Raw genomic sequence first — 20,669 nt, 5'->3', positions numbered from 1 at the left:
CCTCCCTTGCGCTTTTACTGTTGGATGCCCAATTATCTTAAAGGTTCGTGTGCTTTCTTTCCGTATACCCTTTCATAGGCCTTGCAGTTGGGACAGAGGCTGCCTTCTATCGACTTGACAAACCAGAAGGCGATGCCGGACTGTTTCTTTCTTGCCGTCTTGCAGACCGGACAGGTCAGACACTTCTGTGCCATTTCTATATCTTTTGATGTTACAGCAGACATAATATCCTCCTATCTGATCAAATTATCGCTGTAATATATGCAATTTCACCGTTTCAGTAAAGCGTTTCATAAATCATTATTTTAACGGTGAACTGCCCGATACATCAAAGCATAATTTCAATATCGGCAAGCGGATAGGACATGCACGGATGAATGTATCCGAACCGCCTGTCCGACTTCCTGAGCTTGACCCCGTCCGGCTGAAAGACTTTACCTGATATGAGTTTTGTCCTGCAGAGGCTGCATTCGCCCGAGCGGCACAATGCGGGAATATTAATACCCGACCTTTCCAGTGATGACATTAAAGGTTCACCGGCCCTGGCTTTTATGGTTTTTTTACCCTTGATGAGAACCTTGAAGACATCCTTTGCATTGACTCCAGCAGGCCAGCCCGGCTGAAGGGTAATATCTTTGGGAGCGCCCATAATCTCCACCCTGATCTTTCGTTGCGGTATCGAAAGCTTTTCAAGTTCGCCAAGGCAGAAATCATACATCGCCTCGGGCCCGCAGACAAAAAATGTGCAGTCTTCAGAAGATGTCGAATCTTTAATGAGTTCCGCATTGATGAAACCTTTTTTCCCGGCATAGCCCTCTGACGGCTCGGAAACGACAATATCGAACGAGAAGTTTTTGTGCGCCGCTGCAATCCTTTTGAGTTCATCATGATATATGACGTCCCCCTCAACCCTGCTGCCATAAAGCATGTGAACCCTGCGGGAGGTATTTCTGTCCGCCATCTCCCTGATCATGCTCATGAAAGGGGTGATCCCGCTGCCCCCCGCGATAAACACGAGGTTGTCGCCCTGATATAAAGGATTATAGTGAAAGTTGCCCGAAGGGGATGAAGACTGGAGCAATGCCCCGACCTTTAATTCATCAAGCAGATAATTCGATACGAAACCATCGTCAACCCTCCTGACGGCAATCTCATAATAACCGCTCTGCGTCGGGGCCGAAGCAATGCTGTACGGCCTGCTTGTCCTTATACCGCCGACATCGACGAACATATTGATGTACTGTCCTGCCTGAAAGGGCGGAAGGTACCCGTCGGCGGAAACCAGCCTTATAGATTTTGTGCTAGGCGTTTCCTCTTTTATTTCAGAGACAACCAGATTAAGCCTTCCGGGATGAAGCTCGTCGATTATCTTCTCCACCTCGCCTTTTCTTGTCTGGTAATCAAATCCGTATTTTTCAAGAACTGCCGTATCCTTCAGCATTTCATCATAATTCTCAATTTGCTTGAATATATCTTTAGATCCCATAATATTCCCCCTTGTTTAACCCTTAAGCATTCTGGAAACCGACCTTGCAACAGATGCCCCCGACTGCAGTGTCGGCTGGAATCCGCCTGCACCGTTCCATGCCCCGGTATAATAAAGCCCTTCGATTTCCGAACGGGAATCGACAAACATGCTGGTCTCTCTCGTAAAGTGGTCCGAACCGTAGATAGAGCCGCCGGGGTGCCCCAGATAGCGCATATGGGTAAGCGGTGTTGCAGGTTCAGCCTCTTCAATGTGTTTTCTCAGATCGGGAAACACCTTCTCAGCAAGCTTCAGCATATGTTCCGCATAGCGGTATTTCACATCATAATAACGTGAAGGCGATACGCTCATCCAGGGCTCGGCATACTGCAATGTTACGAGCGATGCCTGGCAGGCGCCTTCCGGCGAGAAATCCGGGTCATCCACGTCATAGCAGGTAAGCAGTGAGAATTCGGCCGGATTGAGCGTCTTCATGCTCATGTAGGCCTGATCAGCATCGGTTGTCGAACAGATGAAGTTGGTCGCCTTTTCGATACCAAGTTCAGACGGATTGCAGTCAAAGCCCATGTAAATAGTGAAGGCGGAAAGCCCTACAGTCCTGGTATTTAGCCTTTTCATCTCACCTGCCGGACAATTGTCAACTCCGACCATGTCGACAAGAGTGCGTATGGGACCGGCATTCGACACGACGGCCCTGGTTGTTATCTCGTCGCCGTCTTCGGTAACGACGGAAACTATCCTGCCGTTCTTCACATTGATTTTCTTTGCTGCGCAGTTGAATCTTGCACGGCCGCCGTATCCGAGAAAGGCATCGCACAGGGCGTTCGACATCGCCTGGGAACCGCCTTTCATATGCCAGGGCTTGAATTCGATATAAGCCCACAGCATAAGGGCAAAATCCATAAAGCTGAGCCTGCTGGGGGGAAGCCCGGCATATCCCCAATATATGGCCACTGCCCCCTGCAGGAGAGGGTCTTTAAGGTATTGATCCAGTATGGGTTGAGTTTCTTTCAGCGCAAGACTGAAAAACAGCGGATATTTCCGGGGACTTGCCTCAGGGTCTTTCATAAAGAGGACACTGACCATTTCCATGGAAAATGCATATACAAGGTCAAAGAACTTTCTGATGCCTTCCTTCTCAGAAGGGAACCTTTCTGTAAGCGTCTCTTCAATTTGCTTTCTGTCTGTGGTCAGCGTTATATCCATCCGTGAGGGAACCACTATCCGGTAAAGGTGCTTCTGCTGGATGAATTCTATCTTGTCTATCACGCCCAGATTGCTCAGGACACCTCTCAAGGGTCCAGGAAATTCAGGAAGCCCCAATCCACTGAGCTGATGCAGGGCGACTTCGAATTCAAACCTTCCCCTGATAAAACTCGTAGCACAGCCTCCGGGGACATTGTGCTTTTCCAGGAGAAGAACATTGTGACCCTCTTTCGCAAGACCGGCTGCTGCAGTAAGACCGCCATTTCCTGCACCGATTACCACGGCATCATAATCAGACATATTGATCTCCTTTATATTCAGCTCGTAATGTGATTGTTTTATCTCAGCCGATTTCGTCCATGCTCATGATGACGACATCTGCCCTGGTTGCCAGGACTTCAGCCGGAACTATTTCTGCAATGCCGATATTTACTTTTACCCCTGCATTCGCACCCATGATCGCATCCATCATGGTGTCGCCTATCATGATTGAATCTTCAGGTTTTTTCCCTAGCAGCTCGCATATATGAAAAATCATGTCGGGTGCGGGTTTGGTATTGCTGACGCTGTCCGCACCAACAACAACATCAAGGTAAGGCAGCGCACCAAGCGCATTCATGTCATTTGTCGCATCGATTGTATTGTCGTTGGTTGCCAGCGCAGTCAGAAATCCCCTCTGCTTGACAAGCTTTAAAGCTTCAATCGCCCCCTTTGAGGGGATAAGGTTTTTCTCCCTTATCGGTCCTGTGAAAACCTCTTTAACCGTTTGCTTTACAATCTCTACGGCATTATCCCACCTTATGCCTTCCAGATAAACACACCCTGCCAGAAGATTTTCGACTTCAAACGAGGTCCCCATTGCCAGCGGACCATTGCCGTCGATATCCCATTTTTCAAAATCCATTCCGAGCATGTCCTGAATCCTCTTTGACAGATTTTTGCTCGGGCCGGTTTTAATAAGCATCAGGTTTATAAGTTCACGGAAAACACTGAGCCAGGTTTGTCTGAAATCAAGCAGTGTCCCGTCTTTGTCAAATATTATAAGATCGGCTTCAAATCTGTTCCCGGAAATTTCTATGTATGGCAACTCGATCCCCTCAATTTTTTTCCTTGAATATCATAAGTGAGATTATTTGGCATCTTGATAAATAAATTAACTCTTGGAAATATTATGTATTTTGATTTAAAGAGCAGTGAATGAAAATGATCAGATTCATCTTGAGATTGCCGGCGATATTCATAATTATGATGTTTATTTTTCATGGATGTTCCAAAGACAGTCGGACTGAGAAAACAATCCGGATCTCAGACAGAGCGCCTGTAAAAATAGGCGTAATTCTTCCTCTCACTGGTCCTTGTGAGTCCATTGCACGTAATCATCTTGCAGCAATCAGCACTGCCGCCGGAAATGCGCCCGGCATTGCAGGCAGAAACGTAGCGATAACGCTCAGAGACTCAAAGGGCGATTCCAACACCGCAATTGAAGCTGTCCGCCAGTTCGAGAAGGAAAATGCGGCAGGAGTGATCCTTTTGGCCTGCGGGGATGAATACCTGGAATTGAGCCGTTTATACTGTCCTGATAACAGTAAAAGGAAACGTGAACAGTTGCGGTTGCAAATACCGGTCATAGTTGTAAATGCCCCTGATTCCGCTCCGGGAACATGCAGCGGAATATGGAGACTTTCACCTTCTTCAGACGAATTGATTCGTGCCTCATTGCATTTCATCAGATCGACGATGAACGCAACCAGGATAGCGGTTATCCTCGATTCCGGAAAAGACGGGGGAATCAAGTTTGCAACCATGTTCCTTAAAGAATTTACAAACTCCGGCGGTACGATCATTGATATTTACGATATAAATGAAAAGGGCTTCAGAGAAAAACTCTCAAAGTTAAATAGAAAAAAACCATCCCTGATTATCATTCCCGAGGCCGACAATAAAACTTCGGAGATTGTCAGACTTCTCAGGTCAGAGAACATAAAAATTCCTGTATTTTTTATACGTTCACCGGAAAACAAGGATGTCTTTGAAACATTAAGGGATAATCCGGGAATCTACCTGTTAAACAATTTTTCATTCCAGCCTACAAATGACGAGAGGTGCAAGCGTCTGCTTGAAGTCTTCTCAAAAGATAATATTTCACCTGATACAGGCGCATTTATCTCCGCTGACGCCCTTTTCCTGCTGATAGATGCATCTGTGCTTCCTCATAATACCGCTTCGGACATGATCCCGTTATTGTCTATATCAGGCAATGAAACATATCTTACCGGCAAAATAAGCCTGATGGTGGACGGCTCAGTTAAAAAGACTCTTTATGTCGTCAAGCTGAATGGATCGGATACCGAAACTGTTGAAGGGATCAATCTGATCTGCCGGGGCTAGATGCGCATCACCACATCATGGCTGAGCAGTTTTTCGGCTATTGACAAATAATCAGCCGCGTAAGTACCTTCCTTTATCTTCCTGAGAATATCCTTCGCCTTGTTCATACGCATTTCAGGTGTTTCCTCGATTGTACTCATGATGTTGTTTATTATGCCTGTTTCTCCATGCTGTCCGGCCTGCACATTGAAGCCTGCTCTGTTTTCAAAAAGGTGATATGAGCTTTTTTGATCATTTACAAGATCCGGTCTGCTTGCGGCAGATACAATATTAAGTGATTTCTTTATTGTATTTTCCATCAATTCTCCAAAAACCCGGTTTGCCGAATTTATGGAGATACTGATATTCTCTTTATCGTCAACCTTCCGGTTCTCAATTTGAGCTTTCAGCTTTTCATAGGTCTTTTTAATGTTGGCTGCTCTGATGCTTTTTACTTCCACGATTAGCTCCTTCTAATCTTAATATATCGGATGATAGGAGCAAACCTTTAACTGCAAATTGCAACTAATTTAAAAAAAGGACTTCTTAATGATTATGCCATGTTGAGCCCTTCTTTCCCGGGTATTTCTGTCGACTCTGAAACGTTCTGAAGTCAAGGGATCGACTCCAGTCAGATATATTATCGATGAAATTGTCATGGGAAGAGGAATGAACGCCTGGACCTGATCGGGAAGGAAGCCGAAGACGTTTTTGATACATTTCTTCATGGCAAGCATATCACTTGTAGAACACCCTGGGTGACATGACATCAGATAGGGCAGCAGGTATTGTTTCTTACGGATTTTTTCCGTTTCATTTTTGAACATTCCGGTAAATTCCTTCAGATCGAAAACCGGAGTTTTTCTCATCGCCCTGAGCACATGGCCCTCTGTATGTTCAGGGGCTATCTTAAGCTGGCCGCTGATGTGGTTTTTAATAAGGGCCCTCAAAAGAGGTATGGAATCCTTATCCCTCATAAGGAGGTCATAGCGTATGCCTGACCCTACAGTCGCCCTCGACACCCCTTTTATTCCTGCCGCATCTCCAAGCAGTTTTATCCATGGCATCGTCTTTATCTCAAGGTTCCGGCATAAATCGGGATATATGCAGCTTATCCTCGAACATCTCCATTTTGACCTGCAGCCGTAACCGTACATATTAGCTGACGGCCCGCCTATGTCTTTAACATGCTTTCTGAAATGCCTATTCCCTGCCAGCAGACGGATTTCGTCAAGGACTGATTCAGAGCTTCTGGCGACAATTCTTTTTCCCTGATGAAGTCCTACCGAACAGAATGAACACCCTGAAACACATCCCCGGTGGGCATTGATTGAGCCGGAAATCATTTCAAATGCAGGTATGGGTTCTATGTATGATGGGTGCGGCGCATACATGAAAGGCAAAGAATAGACGGAATCGATCTGCTCCTGAGCCATACTTTGCTGAGGATAACAAACGAGAAAACGGGAAGCTGTCTGCTGGACCAGTATTTTGTCCTGGTTTTCATAAAAAAGCCTGCAGGTTTCAAGAAATGCATCCATATTTGTCAAAGCCTCTTCTTCAGAAGGCAGCAAGACTGCATTTACAGGCGGTGTCCTTTCCATCAGAAGAGTACCCGGTATCCCTTCAAGCGATCTGCCGGAAGCTATCCTGCCGGCGATTTCCACCACGGCTGCTTCCGCCATGCCGTATGCAAGAATATCGGCTCGCGTATCTTCGATGATCGAGCGCCTAAGCCTGTTGTCCCAGAAATCATAATGGACAAGCCTTCTCATGGATGCCTCAATCCCCCCGATCACAATGGGCACATCCTTGAATTTAGCCTTGATCAGATTGCAGTAATTGATGACGGCATGCTCGGGCTTTTTTCCGGCGACGCCGCCCGGGACATACGGATCATCGGAACGCCTTTTTTTAAACGCCGTATAAAGGCTCAGCATGGAATCCACATTTCCGGATGTGACACCAAAGAAAAGCCGTGGCCTTCCCAGTGCAGTTATGGATTCTGGATTCCTCCAGTCCGGCATGGACAGAATACCTACGGTATAGCCTGCTTTTTCAAGGACCCGGCCTATCATTGCCGCCCCGAATGATGGATGATCTATATAGGCATCTCCTGTAACTATTATGATGTCAGCTTCTCTACCTTTTAATTCATCCTTCGTCGCCGCCAGAAATCCCATTTTCCCTCTCGATCTTCAATGTCTTCATATAACCGTCAACATGCCCTATGGGAGGCATGCCTTCTTCGGCCTCTTTGCCGCCAAGGTCTCTCATGCGGCTGATCGAAGGCATGATCCTCGATTCCCATGAACCAGCAGCCTGATTGAATGCATTGACCGCCTTCTGCAGCCCGTCCTTTATTTTCTTCATATGATCTGCATAAGTTGAAAGCCTGTCAAAAAGTTCACCTCCGGCCCTGCCGATTTCTTTTGCATTTTCATTAAGCGCATGCTGCTGCCATGAAACCGCAACGGTTCTCAAGAGGGCTATAAGTGTAGTAGGTGTAGCCAGTATGACGCGTTTTGCTATCCCGTCTTCAATCAGCTGCCTGTCCTGCTCAAGGGCCGCGCTGAAAAAACTTTCCCCGGGCAGAAAGAGGACGACAAACTCGGTGTCCGGACTGAAATCTTTCCAGTATTCCTTTGATGAAAGAGAAGCCATGTGCTGGCGGATCTTCTGTGCGTGGCGCATCAGCTGCGCTTTCCTGGCAGCGTCATCCTGCGCATCAAGCGCGTCCATGTAGGCATCGAGAGGCGCCTTGGAATCGACAACAATCGAATGGCCCTGTGGAAGCCTCACGATCATATCCGGACGCTTTCTGCCTTCTTCGGTATTCGCTGACTGCTGCACATCGAAATCGCAGTACTGGCTCATTCCTGAGACCTCCACCACCCTCATCAGGGTTATTTCTCCCCATCTGCCTTTAACCTCCGGGCGCTTTAGTGCGTTAGTAAGAGAACGCGTCTGGTTTTCCAGTTTTGCGCTCGCGTTCAGCATCTGCTCTATCATTGCCTTGAGTTCTCCCGAGGAGGTCTGCCTTTTGCTTTCCATTTCGGCAATGTATGCCTCATATCTTGTCAAGGCATCCCCAAGAGGTTTAACAATGCCTGCAATCGCCTCCTGTCTGACGGAAAGATCGCCCTTCGACTGTTCGATCAATGTTTCAAGGACTCCCCTGGCCTGGTCTATAAAAAGCCTGCTGTTGGCGTTTAATGCCTCGGCGGCAGCGCTTCCGAAACTCTCGGACATCCTCACTTTCGCATCTTCGATGCTCGACATCTGGGCATTCAGCGTTGCCTTCAGCGCGACTGTCTCCTGCCTTGAAACAAGCCAGCCTATGATAAATCCAATTATCAGAGCTAGCGCTACGGCTGCATAGACCATACGACCTCCGATCAGTATTCAAGCTTATCTCAAATATAGCACAAAGGATGTATAATTTCTTGCCTGTCAGATATTTAACGAATATATTTCCCAGAATGAAGAAATTCAGGTTCCTGATGGCAATTATTATGATTGGGTGGGTTGCCGCCTCTCTTACACCTGCGGCACACGCTGCATCCGTAAGAATAGTCTCGCTATCACCGGCTATCACCAGTGAACTCTTTGACCTCGGCTTACAGGGCAACCTCGTAGGGGTAACCAGATACTGTATGAATCCGGGCGGCAAAAAGGAGATCGTGGGCAACCTGACTGATATTAACCTTGAAAAGATCATCCTCCTGAAACCTGATTTGATACTTGCAGGCAAAGATGCAAACAGAAAAAAAGATATAGAAAAACTTCTTTCCATGGGATTTTCGGTGGAAATTTTCGAAGGCTGCGAAAGTTTTGAGTGCATGAACACCGAATTCATAAGGCTGGGGAAATTGACAGGCTGTCAGAAAGAGGCAGAAAGGATTGCTGATAAATGCAGGAAAGAGGTGTCTTCAATAAGCGCCAGGGCCGGATCAAGACATTATAAAGTCCTGTGGCAGATCAGTGCGAACCCGATGATCGTTGCAGGCGGACCGACATTTGCCAGCGAATTCATAAGGCTTTCGGGGTGCATGAATATCTTCGGCGATATAAAAACCAAGTATCCTCGAGTCAACATGGAAGAAGTCCTGACAAGAAATCCGGATGTAATAATCATTATATCCGGCATGGGCGCCGGCACTGATATCTGGAAAAAAATGAAAGGAATAAGCGCAGTATCTGAAGGCCGGATATTCACGGTTAATGCCGATGAGGTATGCCAGGCAACCCCGGTAAGATTTGTTGAAGGTCTGAAGATAATCTCATCGATACTCTCAGGCAAACCTCTATGAAAAAACCTGTCGTCTTCATAATACTTTTTATCCTTCTTTTTCTGGCAGTCATAATATCCCTGATTACAGGCAGCGCAGACCTCACACCGGAAGGACTGGCATCCGTTCTGTTCAAGAAGGACTCGAATCCCCTGTTGAGTGCAATAATCTGGGATCTGAGAATTCCCAGAATCATAAACGGCATTATTGTCGGTGCAGCCCTTTCAGCCTGCGGTGTCATCTTCCAGGCGGTCCTGAGAAATCCTCTTGCGGAACCTTACACGCTCGGTGTATCGAGCGGCGGAGCGCTTGGAGCGACAATCTCCATAATGGTGGGGCTCTCAGGAGCGGCAATGATCGGGATGTGCTTTTTAGGATGCCTTATAACTATTCTTCTTATACTCGGCCTTGCATCTACAAAAGGCTTCTCCAATACGATGCTTATACTGTGCGGTGTTATAATAGGTTTTCTGCTCTCGTCCATAATGATGCTGCTTTTTTCCCTTTCAACAACCAGAGACGTATATGCATCGGTCATGTGGCTGATGGGAAGCCTGAGTGCACCCGGAAAAGATTCCTTAAGGATCATGGTTTATTTCGTGCTGCCCCTTGCGCTGTCTTTAATACTGTTTTCACGTGATATAAATATCCTGAGCCTGGGAGATGAAAAAGCCATGTATCTGGGTTTAAATGCCAGGTATGCAAGGGCCGTACTGTTTCTCATCTCTTCACTGATAACAGGTGCATGCGTTGCCGTGGCAGGGGTAATCAGCTTTGTGGGACTTATTATGCCTCATATCATGAGAAAGATCATCGGACCGGACCACATTCTCCTTTTACCTGCATCAATGATTGCAGGTTCAATTCTGCTCGTTCTTTCGGATACCATTTCACGTATAGTCATATCACCCCTGGAACTGCCTGTTGGCGTAATAACAGGAATCATCGGAGGTTTGTTCTTTCTCTTCATGATTCTCTGGCAGGGTGAGAACATTTCATGATCCTGGAAATTTCAAACCTCTCAGTCGGTTACAATAAAAAGATTGTTGTTGATGATCTCTCATTTAAAATTAATCCCGGCATATTCTATGGAATAATCGGGCCCAACGGTGCCGGCAAATCGACATTGTTCAAAGCTGCCAGCGGCGTATTAAAACCATGGAATGGGAGCATAAAATTAAAGGGCATAGATATTTACCGCATGCCAAGGCGTGAGCTTGCAAGCATAATAGCTGCGGTTCCTCAATTTCAGGAAGCCTTCTTTCCTTTCAGGGTAAAAGAGTTCGTGCAAATGGGCAGATATCCCAGAAGGGGTCGCTTCGGAATGCTCAAGAGCTCGGATCATCAGATAATTTATGATGCGCTTAAATCAATGAGACTTGAAGAGCTGATTCATAAAAGGATTGATGAACTCTCCGGCGGAGAACTTCAGCGTGTTCATATATCACAGGCCCTGGCACAGGAACCAGATATCCTGATGCTGGACGAACCGACCTCACATCTCGATATCGGACACCAGACAAGTGTGCTTAACCTGATCAAAAGAAGGTGTCTTTCGGCCGGGATACCGATATTGATGATTGCACATGATCTTAATCTGGCGGCTGCCTACTGTGACAGTCTTCTTCTTCTCAAGAACGGCAGAGCCTTTGCCGAAGGGACACCGTCGGAGGTCCTTACGAAAAGAAATATAGAGAGTGTTTATGATACGCATGTCGAGATAATTAAAAACGAATCCTCAAACTATCCCCACATATTTCTCAAGCCTGATACTTTTATTCATCAATAATCTTGAGAACCTCGTATTCCTTCTCTCCTGCAGGCGATTTAAATACGGCAGTATCTCCGGGTTTCTTCCCGATAAGTGCTTTTGCAAGCGGTGATGCAATTGAAATAAGTCCATTGCTTATGTCAGATTCATCGACACCCACAATCTGATATGTCATCTCCTCTTCGGTTTCGGTATTGCAGACAACAAACTTCGATCCGAATACAACCTTATCCCTGGGGATCTTTGAAGTGTCGATTATTTCGGCAGTGGCGAGTTTTGTCTCGAGTTCCTGAATCCTTGTCTCCATGAATGACTGCTTTTCCTTTGCATACTGATATTCGGCATTTTCCGAAAGGTCACCGTGTCCACGGGCTTCTTCGATTGCTGCAATCACCTTGGGCCGCTCAACTTTTTTGATATTTTCCAGTTCATCCATGAGTACTTGATAACCTTTTTTTGTTATGGGTGTTTTCTGCATTGGGTTCCTCCGAAGCAAAAATAAAAAAGATACCGGCAGTTGGTATCCACCAGTATCAGTTTACTTAAAAGCTGATAATCAAATATCCTTTAAAAAGTCAAGCAGCTTGAGCCTTAATGCGTTCAGCAATTATTGTTATCAGATATCATATTGAAAATAATTGTTATTTATATCAACCTTATAGAAATAAACAATTTATAAAGTAAACACGGAAAGTCCATTCAGAAAGGATTAGGCCTCTTCCTGCCCAATATATACATGATGACCATATGAACAAAAAGCAGCGGATATATAAACTGTCCGCTGCCTTTCCTGAAACAAATGCCAATGCCGGGAAGTATCTGAAATTGATTGATTCGCCAGTTTCTTATAACTCCCCTGCCACACCGGCATGCAATATAAAAAGACCCCCTTCTTTCAAAAACAATAAAATTTAAAACTACTGTATTTTAAATTCCATGGGATATAGAACCGACCAACGGGAAACCTCACCATCAGTCAGTATTTCTATTCTTTTTGCAACATCCAGTTTTGGCCTGGTTTTGCCTGTTATAACCCTGTAAACAGTACTTGGTGCAACACCAATCATGTCTGCAAACTCTTTCTGACTGATACCCTTGTTGTCCAACCATTTTCTTAAAAGCTGCATATTTTTCACCTTTCCCCTATTTAACTGATGATAACACTTTCTGCCTGATATCCTCGGAAAGAGGAGAGCCAACAATAATCATATCATTTTCTGCATTCAGCTCATGCCTGATTTCTCTTGGATACAGCAGTTCCATCCTTGACACCTTGCCGTTTGTATAACCCTCTATTCTCAGGGCAATATCCTTAGTCGGAATACGCTTTCCTGCGGCAATCTGGCAGAAATAGCTGCGTGATATCTTCAGCTCATCAGCAACCGTCTTCTGATTAATACTATTAATCTGAAGCCATGTTTTTAAAGTCATTACTGCTCCTTGAATTTTACATAATTTACACATAGCAAATTGTCAATACGTAATTCGCTGTTCGATTAATATCGTCTTATTTGCAATTTTGAATTTATTTTCCCAAAGAAATATATTCCCCATAATCAGGGTGGTGTAAAAATACCTTGCCCATATACTCTTCATGCTATATTCCCATCTCATGAGACCGGAAGGTATTTTAATTGAGATTGATACAAAAATAATAAATAGCCTGAACAACTTATGCAAAAGAATCGAGATGAATTCGGCAGCAATAATAAGATTTTATCCTGATAGAGATGAGATACTTCAAGAAAGCTCAAACAACGTATTCCCTTTCGCGGAAATCTCGAAAATTTCTATTAAACTTCCAAGGGTTTATGAAAAATTGCAGGTACTTTATCCATATTTCGAACCCCTGCACAGCTACAATAAAGTCATGCTGGATTCCCTAATAAAAAATGGAGTTCACTTTATACTATTTGCCCCTATAAGCATCAGTGGAAAGTTATGGGGATGTGTATGCTGCGTCAAAGGTAATAATAAAAAGGAGTTTCAACTTGATGATCTGCCGGAACTCCTGGAATCAGTAAACAGATTAACGAAATACATTTATATTAAGGACCGCCTTTCAGATAACAGGACATCAGGAATGCCTGCATGGATGAGCAAATATGCTGCTGACGGGTATTTGATTTTTAATAAACAAGGAGCCATTGAAGATGCTGGCGGAAATATACTTTCAGATCTGGATGTTCCAAGACAGGTTCTGCTTGAAAAGAACATCCTTGATATAATCCATCCGAATGACAGGCCGTCTTTTGAAAGAATATTGTTATCGGTCAACAACCGGCCTATTTCAGAAGAGATCCGAATAATATCCGGCAAAGGAACCTGCATCTGGTATAAATTGTTTTTCTACCATGCTGAGGCTGAAGGAGAATCCCAGAAAAACCTGTGTCTTGCGGTTAATATCAACAGGATAAAAGAGCCTCTCGTTTCGTCTCTGGAAATCATCAAATCTTACGAAGCCCTGCTTGATATCCTTAAAGTCGCGATCCTTTATCTAGATAAAGACTCAAGAATCATAAACGCCCTGAAAAACAGCGCCAGCATTATAAGCTACAGTCCCGATGAATTAACAGGAAAACCGTTTGAAGATTTTTTACATCCGGAAGACAGAGAGAACATAATAAAGCTTGCATCGAATCCCTTCAGGCAGACGCCATGGGAAAATTTCAGATTAAAACTGAAAAGCGGAGATTATGCAAATTTCAGCTCTGAATTCAGATCTCTGGCGGTAAATGACGGTACAATACAGACCTTATGTATTATAGAACCTTATGAATTCAACAGAAAGGAATCATTTCATCATGAATCCAGATTATATATGGATTTTTTTTCCGGATTAAAGGAAAAAGTCATACTCTGGAATATGGATTGCGATATTATTAATGCCACCCAGAAAGCGGAATCGCTTATCTGGAAGGATGACGGGAAAAAAAGATTAATGAGTCCGGACAATCTGGATATTATCGATAAATATAATCTGAAATCCGAATTTATGAAGTTAACACATAACAAAGAAAAGGATATCGACCTTGAAATCCTTCTCCCCTCAAAACAGATACTCAAAGCAACTGCTCATTTGAAGCACTTCACCCATGGCGCCATACCTTCCACTGTCGCCATGACAATCAACGAAAAAAAATCTGAAATTCCTGCCTACCTAATTAAGAAGATATCAGAAAACACAAATGATCTGGTCTGGGTAACGGATATGGATTTGAAGTACATCTACATAAGCCCTTCAATCGAATGGCTGCTTGGATATAAACCAGAAAAAGCAATGAGAATGTATGGTGATGAGATAACAACAACCGAGACATTGGCAAATATAGCCATAGCCCTTTTAGAAGGCCTTGTTGCAGCACGGAAAAAGGATTTCGGGTGGATGAAAACATTTCCCGCAGATATGGTGTCCTCATCAGGGGAAAAAATAAGAGGCAATATGAAAATCTTTCCTTTCTGCGATGAATCTGAAAATTGCATGGGATTTATCGGGATTACATGTTTCAACATCAACATTAAAGACCCCATTCAATAAACACGAAGTCTGAATAAAATCATCAAATTCGTATTTCCTGGTAGCAAATTCTGTTATTATTATTCGCAATATGTTAATTCAATCTCTTACACTTGGCGGAATAATAGTCGTATCTTATTGTTTTAATTGGTTAATATTAATATTGCATGAAATATTTCGATTTGCTATACAGCAAATCAGTTGGAATATAATTATGTATTTTGCGAGAAAAAGGATATGCTGGAAACGCAATCAAGAGAATGGGACCCTAAAGACATTCTGAATTCAATAACCATGTCAGTCGGTCACAGGCTCGACGTTGATCAGGTTATTGTCTACGAAGCCAGCGATATAAAATCTGATAAGATCAGAAAGTTTCTTTCATGGACAAGATCCGGAGGCATGACCATCTTTGATGATAATGAATTTGAGATAAAAGACTCTTTCCTTGTGTCGCTTATTAATAAGACATCGGTAAATCTTACATCATGGGGAAATTCATCAAGGGTCGAAGAAATCGAATTTTTGAAGATCAAGAAATCAAGTTCATACCTGACATCCGCAATACTTACAGAAGGGGTATTCTGGGGTTTTGTCATATGCATGGATGTCAGAGAAAGGCAGTGGGTCCCTTCCGACCTGTCAATACTTTCAGATGCAGCTGTGGAATATGCGAAATATATTCATTATTCGCAATATTTGAACGATCTGAAGAAAACAAGCTCCGATTATCGCTTCATTATAGATAATGTCAGCGATATGATATTGTGGCTTGACCGTGATGCCAGGATCACAAACATTGATGGACGCCTTTCCGCAATAAGCGGTTTTGAAAAAAAAGAGCTTATCGGAAGCAGTCTGATGGATTTCCTTTACTGGGACAAAAATACGCAGGTTGAATACAGGCAGGCATCTGTAAAGGCATTCCTTTCAGACAGAAACACATCTGAACGTCGTATAAAAATGAAGAACGGAGACAGCAGGTGGATTATCATTAAAAGCCATCCTCTTGTGAATAATGGCATCCAGACCGGAACCGTCTGCCTGATTACGGACATTGAAGACCTTAAGCACAGGCTTTCTTTAAACGAAAAGGCATTAAACGACAGCAGGAATATCCTTTCAGGATATCTGAAGGACGTGGTTTTTGTTGCCGACATGAATCTGAACGTCAAATATATGAGCCCCTCTGATGAAAAAGAACGGGGATTTTCATTGGAGGAATCTCTCAAACAAACATTGAGGGATGTTTTCACTCCTGATGACATAAAAAAAATACTCACATTGCTCCCAAGGACAGCAATAAATGAAGCATGCATCCTGGAGACCCGGATTTCCCGAAAAGACGGGACAAGCTTCTTTGCTGAAACAATTGTCTGCGCCGAATTCAACGAATCAGGAATACCGCTTTCGATCAGAGGAATATACAGGAATATTGACAGACAAAAATACTACGAAACCAGACTGAATGATGTTGAAAAACAATACAGCAGGCTCAGTTCAAGCTTAAGAGACGCTGTTCTGATTTTTGACAATTCACTGAAAACTGAATACATAAGCCCGTCGCTTGCAGCAATGACCGGTTATTCAGAGGATGAACTGAGAAATATCTTCATAAACAGTCCGTTTGATCTGCTTGGCAGGGAACTGTATCCGGCTCTTACAAACGCACTCATGCTTAGGCTCTCTTATTACAAGGCCGGCAGGTCATTTTTCTCAGACGCTCCGATTGAAAATTTTCTGATCGCCAAGGACGCCAGTAGGATTCCGATAGAGATGACGACTTCGGGAATTTTCACCTCTTCCGGCGAATGCACCGGTATAATATGCAGTCTCAGAGACATATCATGGAAAAAACATGTGGAGATTCTATCGGAAGAATTCTCAAGACAATATGGGCGAAAGATGCAGAATGCAATCGGAACCTTTTATTTGGATAAGGATTACATCATTATCGAAGCAGATATTAAAGCTGTGCAGATCCTTGGAATCCAGCCTTCCGACGTCAGGCTGTTATCAATATCAAAAATTATTACATCCAGATCTCTGGCAAAATTCGAGAAAGAGCTGGTAAAATTTTCACAGGGGAATAATGCTGCAAGAATCATCGAACTGCAGTCAAAATATTCACATGGAAAAACCTCATTACTGGGACTGAAGATTGAATCAGCTGGATATGATATATCTCGGAACAGCATATACAGGTGTGCGATAGCGGACATTACAGACTGGACATCATCATTGCTACCCGCCAGTCATATAAAAGCCTTAACCGATAATACGAACGACCTGGTCTGGTTTACGGACATGTCGCTGTGTTTTACTTACATAAGCCCGTCGATAGAGTTCCTGCTCGGATACTCAAGGGAAGGAGCCCTTAACATGTCAGGAGATTTCCTGTATACGAGGGAATCCATTCAGGCGCTAGGCGATGCTTTCATAAAAGGGATTTCGGCAGCAAAACGGAAGTCACCTTTTTCTATAAGCATGCCTGTTGATATGAAAACACATAACGGCAAAACGATTACAGGAACCCTGAAACTGATTTTGATACTGGATAATAAGTCCGCGCCTGCCGGATTTGCCGGTATAACCTCATTCGCCAATGCAAATTTCACTGGATCCGACCATTCGAAAGTCGTCCGTATCAACTCCTGATTCAAATAATAATTCTGCTGTTTTGATTCAATCAGGGTTGAAAAAGGATATTCAATCTTTTAATATTCAGTTAAATCATGAGCCGAAACCACCTGTACTCAGAAGAAGACATTACCAGAACATATGAAAAGGTTCATGATCACAAATTCACTAAAAATATAATTTCAAGATATTCAACAAACAAGCGCGATATCAGGGAAATCGCCCTTTCGGGAATAGATATCTCCCGGGTCGGCAATGTACTCGATCTTGGCTGCGGTTATGGCCTTTTCGAAGAAACCCTTAAAGACAAGCTTGCGCCTGATGCCAGTATCACAGGTATTGACATCGTAGATTCCAATGAGGTTCCTTTTTTAAGAACAGTCGAAAAGAGCGGTTATTCGGGAACATTCATCAGGAATGGCGCTGATTATATAACAGCAATTGACAGCCGGACATACGATCTCATCATAGCCAGCTATTCATTATATTTTTTCCCGCATCTGATCAAAGACATTTCAAGAATTCTGAAATCCGACGGCATTTTCATTGCAATAACCCACAGCAGGGATTCCCTGAAAGAGATCACGGAGTTAATCCCGTCCAGCATGGAACATACAGGCATTACCGCACCTGAAGAATTTGCAATAAACAAGCTTCTTAAAGCATTCTGCCTTGAAGACGGTTATCAGCAGTTGAAACCTCATTTTGAGAAAGTTGAGATGCTGCCATACAACAATTCGATGCTTTTCTCCCCGGATGACTTATCGGACTGCATTGAATACATTGCAAAAAAAAGGCCTTTATTGTTTAAAGATATAATTGATTCACACCCACATAAAATAAGAGACATTGAGGATAATTTTTATAAAAGACTATACGAACAGACAGTTTCAAAAGGATTGCTGAACATTACAAAAGATGATGCGATATTTCGGGCTTTTAATCCTTTATCCGGAATCAATAAAACATCAAGGCGGGCCGGTTTATGAAAAAATGTTATATCCTCGACACCAATGCGCTGATTGAAAATCCTGACTGTATTGATATGTTCAGAAACGGAGAAGAAAACCGTGTGCTGATACCATATTCAGTCATAATGGAGTTGGACAGGCTTAAAAAAAGAGCCGATCTGAGCCACATTATAAGCCTGATCGCCACAAGGCTTGAAGACGATACAAGACTGAATATAATAAAAATACCCCACAAGACATATACCGGAAGCGAGACCAACGACGATGATATCCTTGAAGATATCAAATATGCACACGTCAATGAAGAACGTTTTATAAGCGGCTATGAACCTGTGATCGTATCAAATGACAGGATGTTCAGGGTAAGGCTTCTGGTAGAGGGTTTCAGGGCTCAGGAATTCCGCGATTCCAAACCGTTCCATTCGGAAAGCCAGCTTTACACCGGGTTCATAAAAGAAACCGATGAAAAGATTTCAAACTCATTTTACTGGGATACAAACGGACAGCTGTGGTTTGAAGGAAAAGAGGCATATATCGATTATGAGCATAACCCATGGGGAGTAAAACCCAGAACCGTTTACCAGAATTGTGCAATGGAGCTTATGCTTTCACATCATATCGACGTCGTGACGCTCCAGTCGGAAGCAGGTTTCGGAAAGACCTTTGTCGCTCTTGCATGCGCTTTCCATCTCGTTCTCCAGAAACCAAAGGCATTTGACAGGATCTTCATTTTCAAGCCGGTAGTTGAAATCGGGGAAAAGCTCGGCTATCTGCCTGGTGATGAAAAAGAAAAGCTTGCGCCATACATGCGTGGCATTCTTGATCTCATTGTGAAACTGCACAGCCAGAGGCCCGCAAACTCTCTGTTCCTTGATTCCCAGAGCACACGACTGGAACTGAATCCGAAAAAGATAGAGATAGTCAGTTTAAACTTCATCCGCGGCATGAATATCGAGAATGCAGTGGTTATAATCGACGAAGCACAGAACATGACCCGCTACCAGACAAGGGCCCTGCTCACACGCATGGGTGAAAACGTGAAATGCTATGTTCTGGGCGATACGAACCAGGTTGACCATCCCTACCTCAATTCGTCAAACAACGGCCTTAACTGGATCGTAAAGAAATTCAAAGGATACCCGAACTACGGGCATATGGTTCTCAAGGGCAGCAAGTCAAGAGGTCCCATTACGGACCTTGTTCTAAAAACGGGGTTGTAAACATATGGCGAACGTATACTTCTCATCGAAATTTGACAGCGAGGCAATATCTAAAGTTTTCATGGCGGCTCTTGATGATCTGAAACCCGGGATTGCTAAAGACGACAGGGTTGCGGTAAAGCTTCATTTCGGAGAAGAAGGCAACACACGTTTTGTAAAACCCGTTCAAATAACCCCTGTAGTAAACGAATTGATCAAACACAGTAACAACTGTTTCCTGACCGACGCCAACACTCTTTACCGAGGCATGAGGCATAACGGCAGGGACCACATAAAGATCGCGGAAGAGCATGGCTTTGCAGCACTTGGACTTCCCGTCATAATCGCTGACGGGGATGACGGCAATGAAGAAACTGTAATAAATATCCCGGGCAGAATATTTGATAAGGTAAGAATTGCAAAGGCTATTGCTGAAGCTGATGCAATCATTGCCATCAGCCATTTCAAGGGGCATATAATGTGCGGCTTCGGGGGTGCTATAAAAAATCTAGGCATGGGCTCCGGCTCTCGCGGAGGAAAGCTTGAAATGCATTCAAAGGTAAAACCCTCTCCCGGCAAAAGATGTACGGGATGCGGTATATGCATTGAATCATGTCAGGCCGACGCCATCACCCTCGTAAACGGCAAAGCCAGAATCGATCATAACATATGCCAGGGATGCGCACTGTGCATAGCCGTTTGCCCGGAAGAGGCTATCTCCGTTCCATGGGGCGGTGCAACAGGCACGGAAGTCCAGCACAGACTCGCCGAATATGCCCTCGGCGCAGTAAAGAACAAAAAGCTTGTCTGCCTCACCTTTATAAACAACATCACCAAAGACTGCGACTGTATGACTGATACCAGAATAATAGGCCATGATATAGGCATTGCATCATCAATCGATCCGGTAGCCTGCGATAAAGCCGCCTATGATCTTACAATTGAAAAGCATGGAGGCAAAGACATCTTCAGGGAAGCTACAAAGTCGGACGGTACGACATTATTCCCCTATTCCGAACTTATCGGACTTGGAAAGCAGGACTATAACCTTATAACTCTTTGATTTTATCTCTTACTTTTTCTTTCAACATAATCAGGAGCGGGAAGTCTTACAAGGAGTGTTGAGCCGTTCTGGAGTTTGGAGACGGTTACGAAGTCCCGAGTTATGCCTTCTATGCGGCAGTCCGATACTATGTCACCCAGTCCGACTGTATGGTTCT

General features: G+C 44.0%; 19 protein-coding genes. 9 read left to right on the top strand and 10 right to left on the bottom strand.

The features are described from left to right. Positions 1-32: 32 nt before the first annotated feature. The 4 genes from VIS94_02865 to VIS94_02850 all read right to left on the bottom strand — a co-directional run bounded on the left by VIS94_02865 (position 33) and on the right by VIS94_02850 (position 3,779). Entirely contained in the window at positions 33-224 is a 192-nt protein-coding gene (locus VIS94_02865) for a hypothetical protein (protein HEY9160014.1), read from the bottom strand. Between the two features lie 104 nt (positions 225-328). Next, positions 329-1,486: an FAD-binding oxidoreductase gene (locus VIS94_02860; GenBank protein ID HEY9160013.1), complete on the bottom strand. Its 1,158-nt coding sequence runs from the start codon at positions 1,484-1,486 to the stop codon at positions 329-331. Between the two features lie 15 nt (positions 1,487-1,501). Further along, positions 1,502-2,992, bottom strand: coding sequence for an NAD(P)/FAD-dependent oxidoreductase (locus tag VIS94_02855; GenBank protein HEY9160012.1), 1,491 nt, complete (start codon positions 2,990-2,992; stop codon positions 1,502-1,504). Between the two features lie 43 nt (positions 2,993-3,035). Continuing rightward, on the bottom strand, positions 3,036-3,779 hold the full coding sequence (locus VIS94_02850) for an HAD family hydrolase (GenBank protein ID HEY9160011.1): 744 nt from the start codon (positions 3,777-3,779) through the stop codon (positions 3,036-3,038). A 110-nt stretch (positions 3,780-3,889) separates the two neighbouring features. On the opposite strand from VIS94_02850, the gene VIS94_02845 reads away from it, so the two are divergent. Next, positions 3,890-5,080: an ABC transporter substrate-binding protein gene (locus VIS94_02845; GenBank protein ID HEY9160010.1), complete on the top strand. Its 1,191-nt coding sequence runs from the start codon at positions 3,890-3,892 to the stop codon at positions 5,078-5,080. Here VIS94_02845 and VIS94_02840 read toward each other — a convergent pair. The 3 genes from VIS94_02840 to VIS94_02830 form a co-directional block, all read right to left on the bottom strand. Beyond that, positions 5,077-5,520 carry a flagellar biosynthesis anti-sigma factor FlgM gene (locus tag VIS94_02840; protein ID HEY9160009.1) on the bottom strand — a complete coding sequence of 148 codons (444 nt, stop codon included), beginning with the start codon at positions 5,518-5,520 and terminating at the stop codon, positions 5,077-5,079. The genes VIS94_02845 and VIS94_02840 overlap by 4 nt on opposite strands. 69 nt (positions 5,521-5,589) lie before the next feature. Then, the gene (locus VIS94_02835) at positions 5,590-7,242 is read right to left on the bottom strand and encodes a YgiQ family radical SAM protein (GenBank protein HEY9160008.1); all 1,653 of its coding nucleotides are present in this window, start codon (positions 7,240-7,242) and stop codon (positions 5,590-5,592) included. Then, the gene (locus tag VIS94_02830; GenBank protein ID HEY9160007.1) at positions 7,214-8,446 is read right to left on the bottom strand and encodes a DNA recombination protein RmuC; all 1,233 of its coding nucleotides are present in this window, start codon (positions 8,444-8,446) and stop codon (positions 7,214-7,216) included. Before VIS94_02830 ends, VIS94_02835 begins: the two co-directional genes overlap by 29 nt. Before the next feature lie 116 nt (positions 8,447-8,562). Here VIS94_02830 and VIS94_02825 point away from each other — a divergent pair, with 116 nt between their 5' ends. From VIS94_02825 to VIS94_02815, 3 genes are read left to right on the top strand one after another with little or no spacing between them, the layout of a single operon-like run. Further along, positions 8,563-9,372 (top strand): helical backbone metal receptor, encoded by an 810-nt coding sequence (locus VIS94_02825; GenBank protein ID HEY9160006.1) that lies wholly within the window; start codon positions 8,563-8,565, stop codon positions 9,370-9,372. Further along, complete coding sequence (locus VIS94_02820) at positions 9,369-10,352, top strand: iron ABC transporter permease (GenBank protein ID HEY9160005.1); 984 nt, start codon at positions 9,369-9,371, stop codon at positions 10,350-10,352. Before VIS94_02825 ends, VIS94_02820 begins: the two co-directional genes overlap by 4 nt. Beyond that, positions 10,349-11,140, top strand: a complete 792-nt coding sequence (locus tag VIS94_02815) for an ABC transporter ATP-binding protein (protein HEY9160004.1) — start codon at positions 10,349-10,351, stop codon at positions 11,138-11,140. Before VIS94_02820 ends, VIS94_02815 begins: the two co-directional genes overlap by 4 nt. Here VIS94_02815 and greA read toward each other — a convergent pair. The 3 genes from greA to VIS94_02800 all read right to left on the bottom strand — a co-directional run bounded on the left by greA (position 11,127) and on the right by VIS94_02800 (position 12,553). After that, complete coding sequence (gene greA / locus VIS94_02810) at positions 11,127-11,600, bottom strand: transcription elongation factor GreA (GenBank protein HEY9160003.1); 474 nt, start codon at positions 11,598-11,600, stop codon at positions 11,127-11,129. The genes VIS94_02815 and greA overlap by 14 nt on opposite strands. A gap of 439 nt (positions 11,601-12,039) precedes the next feature. Continuing rightward, the gene (locus tag VIS94_02805) at positions 12,040-12,249 is read right to left on the bottom strand and encodes a helix-turn-helix transcriptional regulator (protein ID HEY9160002.1); all 210 of its coding nucleotides are present in this window, start codon (positions 12,247-12,249) and stop codon (positions 12,040-12,042) included. A gap of 16 nt (positions 12,250-12,265) precedes the next feature. Next, positions 12,266-12,553, bottom strand: a complete 288-nt coding sequence (locus VIS94_02800; protein HEY9160001.1) for a hypothetical protein — start codon at positions 12,551-12,553, stop codon at positions 12,266-12,268. Positions 12,554-13,205: 652 nt separating this feature from the next. Between VIS94_02800 and VIS94_02795 the strand changes: the two genes are divergently transcribed. From VIS94_02795 to VIS94_02775, 5 genes are all read left to right on the top strand, one after another. After that, a complete protein-coding gene (locus VIS94_02795) occupies positions 13,206-14,660 on the top strand; it encodes a PAS domain S-box protein (protein ID HEY9160000.1) in 1,455 nt (484 codons plus the stop codon). 216 nt (positions 14,661-14,876) lie between these two features. Then, complete coding sequence (locus VIS94_02790) at positions 14,877-17,297, top strand: PAS domain S-box protein (protein ID HEY9159999.1); 2,421 nt, start codon at positions 14,877-14,879, stop codon at positions 17,295-17,297. A 77-nt stretch (positions 17,298-17,374) separates the two neighbouring features. Then, complete coding sequence (locus VIS94_02785) at positions 17,375-18,268, top strand: class I SAM-dependent methyltransferase (GenBank protein HEY9159998.1); 894 nt, start codon at positions 17,375-17,377, stop codon at positions 18,266-18,268. Then, positions 18,265-19,470 carry a PhoH family protein gene (locus tag VIS94_02780; GenBank protein ID HEY9159997.1) on the top strand — a complete coding sequence of 402 codons (1,206 nt, stop codon included), beginning with the start codon at positions 18,265-18,267 and terminating at the stop codon, positions 19,468-19,470. The genes VIS94_02785 and VIS94_02780 overlap by 4 nt, the downstream gene beginning before the upstream one ends. Before the next feature lie 4 nt (positions 19,471-19,474). Further along, complete coding sequence (locus VIS94_02775; protein ID HEY9159996.1) at positions 19,475-20,512, top strand: DUF362 domain-containing protein; 1,038 nt, start codon at positions 19,475-19,477, stop codon at positions 20,510-20,512. Positions 20,513-20,669 lie beyond the last annotated feature (157 nt).

The organism is Desulfomonilia bacterium, from assembly GCA_036567785.1.
In the GTDB taxonomy this organism is placed as follows: Bacteria; Desulfobacterota; Desulfomonilia; order UBA1062; family UBA1062; genus DATCTV01.
This window is presented reverse-complemented; position numbering and strand designations above follow the sequence as displayed.

Excerpts from the sequence above, each read along its gene's own strand:
- VIS94_02830 (HEY9160007.1), bottom strand. The coding sequence starts at position 8,446 with ATGGTCTATGCAGCCGTAGCGCTAGCTCTGATAATTGGATTTATCATA.
- VIS94_02785 (HEY9159998.1), top strand. The coding sequence starts at position 17,375 with ATGAGCCGAAACCACCTGTACTCAGAAGAAGACATTACCAGAACATAT.
- VIS94_02775 (HEY9159996.1), top strand. The coding sequence starts at position 19,475 with ATGGCGAACGTATACTTCTCATCGAAATTTGACAGCGAGGCAATATCT.
- VIS94_02815 (HEY9160004.1), top strand. The coding sequence starts at position 10,349 with ATGATCCTGGAAATTTCAAACCTCTCAGTCGGTTACAATAAAAAGATT.
- VIS94_02800 (HEY9160001.1), bottom strand. The coding sequence starts at position 12,553 with ATGACTTTAAAAACATGGCTTCAGATTAATAGTATTAATCAGAAGACG.
- VIS94_02865 (HEY9160014.1), bottom strand. The coding sequence starts at position 224 with ATGTCTGCTGTAACATCAAAAGATATAGAAATGGCACAGAAGTGTCTG.
- VIS94_02845 (HEY9160010.1), top strand. The coding sequence starts at position 3,890 with ATGAAAATGATCAGATTCATCTTGAGATTGCCGGCGATATTCATAATT.
- VIS94_02805 (HEY9160002.1), bottom strand. The coding sequence starts at position 12,249 with ATGCAGCTTTTAAGAAAATGGTTGGACAACAAGGGTATCAGTCAGAAA.
- greA (HEY9160003.1), bottom strand. The coding sequence starts at position 11,600 with ATGCAGAAAACACCCATAACAAAAAAAGGTTATCAAGTACTCATGGAT.
- VIS94_02795 (HEY9160000.1), top strand. The coding sequence starts at position 13,206 with ATGCCTGCATGGATGAGCAAATATGCTGCTGACGGGTATTTGATTTTT.
- VIS94_02825 (HEY9160006.1), top strand. The coding sequence starts at position 8,563 with ATGGCAATTATTATGATTGGGTGGGTTGCCGCCTCTCTTACACCTGCG.
- VIS94_02790 (HEY9159999.1), top strand. The coding sequence starts at position 14,877 with ATGCTGGAAACGCAATCAAGAGAATGGGACCCTAAAGACATTCTGAAT.
- VIS94_02855 (HEY9160012.1), bottom strand. The coding sequence starts at position 2,992 with ATGTCTGATTATGATGCCGTGGTAATCGGTGCAGGAAATGGCGGTCTT.
- VIS94_02780 (HEY9159997.1), top strand. The coding sequence starts at position 18,265 with ATGAAAAAATGTTATATCCTCGACACCAATGCGCTGATTGAAAATCCT.
- VIS94_02820 (HEY9160005.1), top strand. The coding sequence starts at position 9,369 with ATGAAAAAACCTGTCGTCTTCATAATACTTTTTATCCTTCTTTTTCTG.
- VIS94_02835 (HEY9160008.1), bottom strand. The coding sequence starts at position 7,242 with ATGGGATTTCTGGCGGCGACGAAGGATGAATTAAAAGGTAGAGAAGCT.
- VIS94_02860 (HEY9160013.1), bottom strand. The coding sequence starts at position 1,486 with ATGGGATCTAAAGATATATTCAAGCAAATTGAGAATTATGATGAAATG.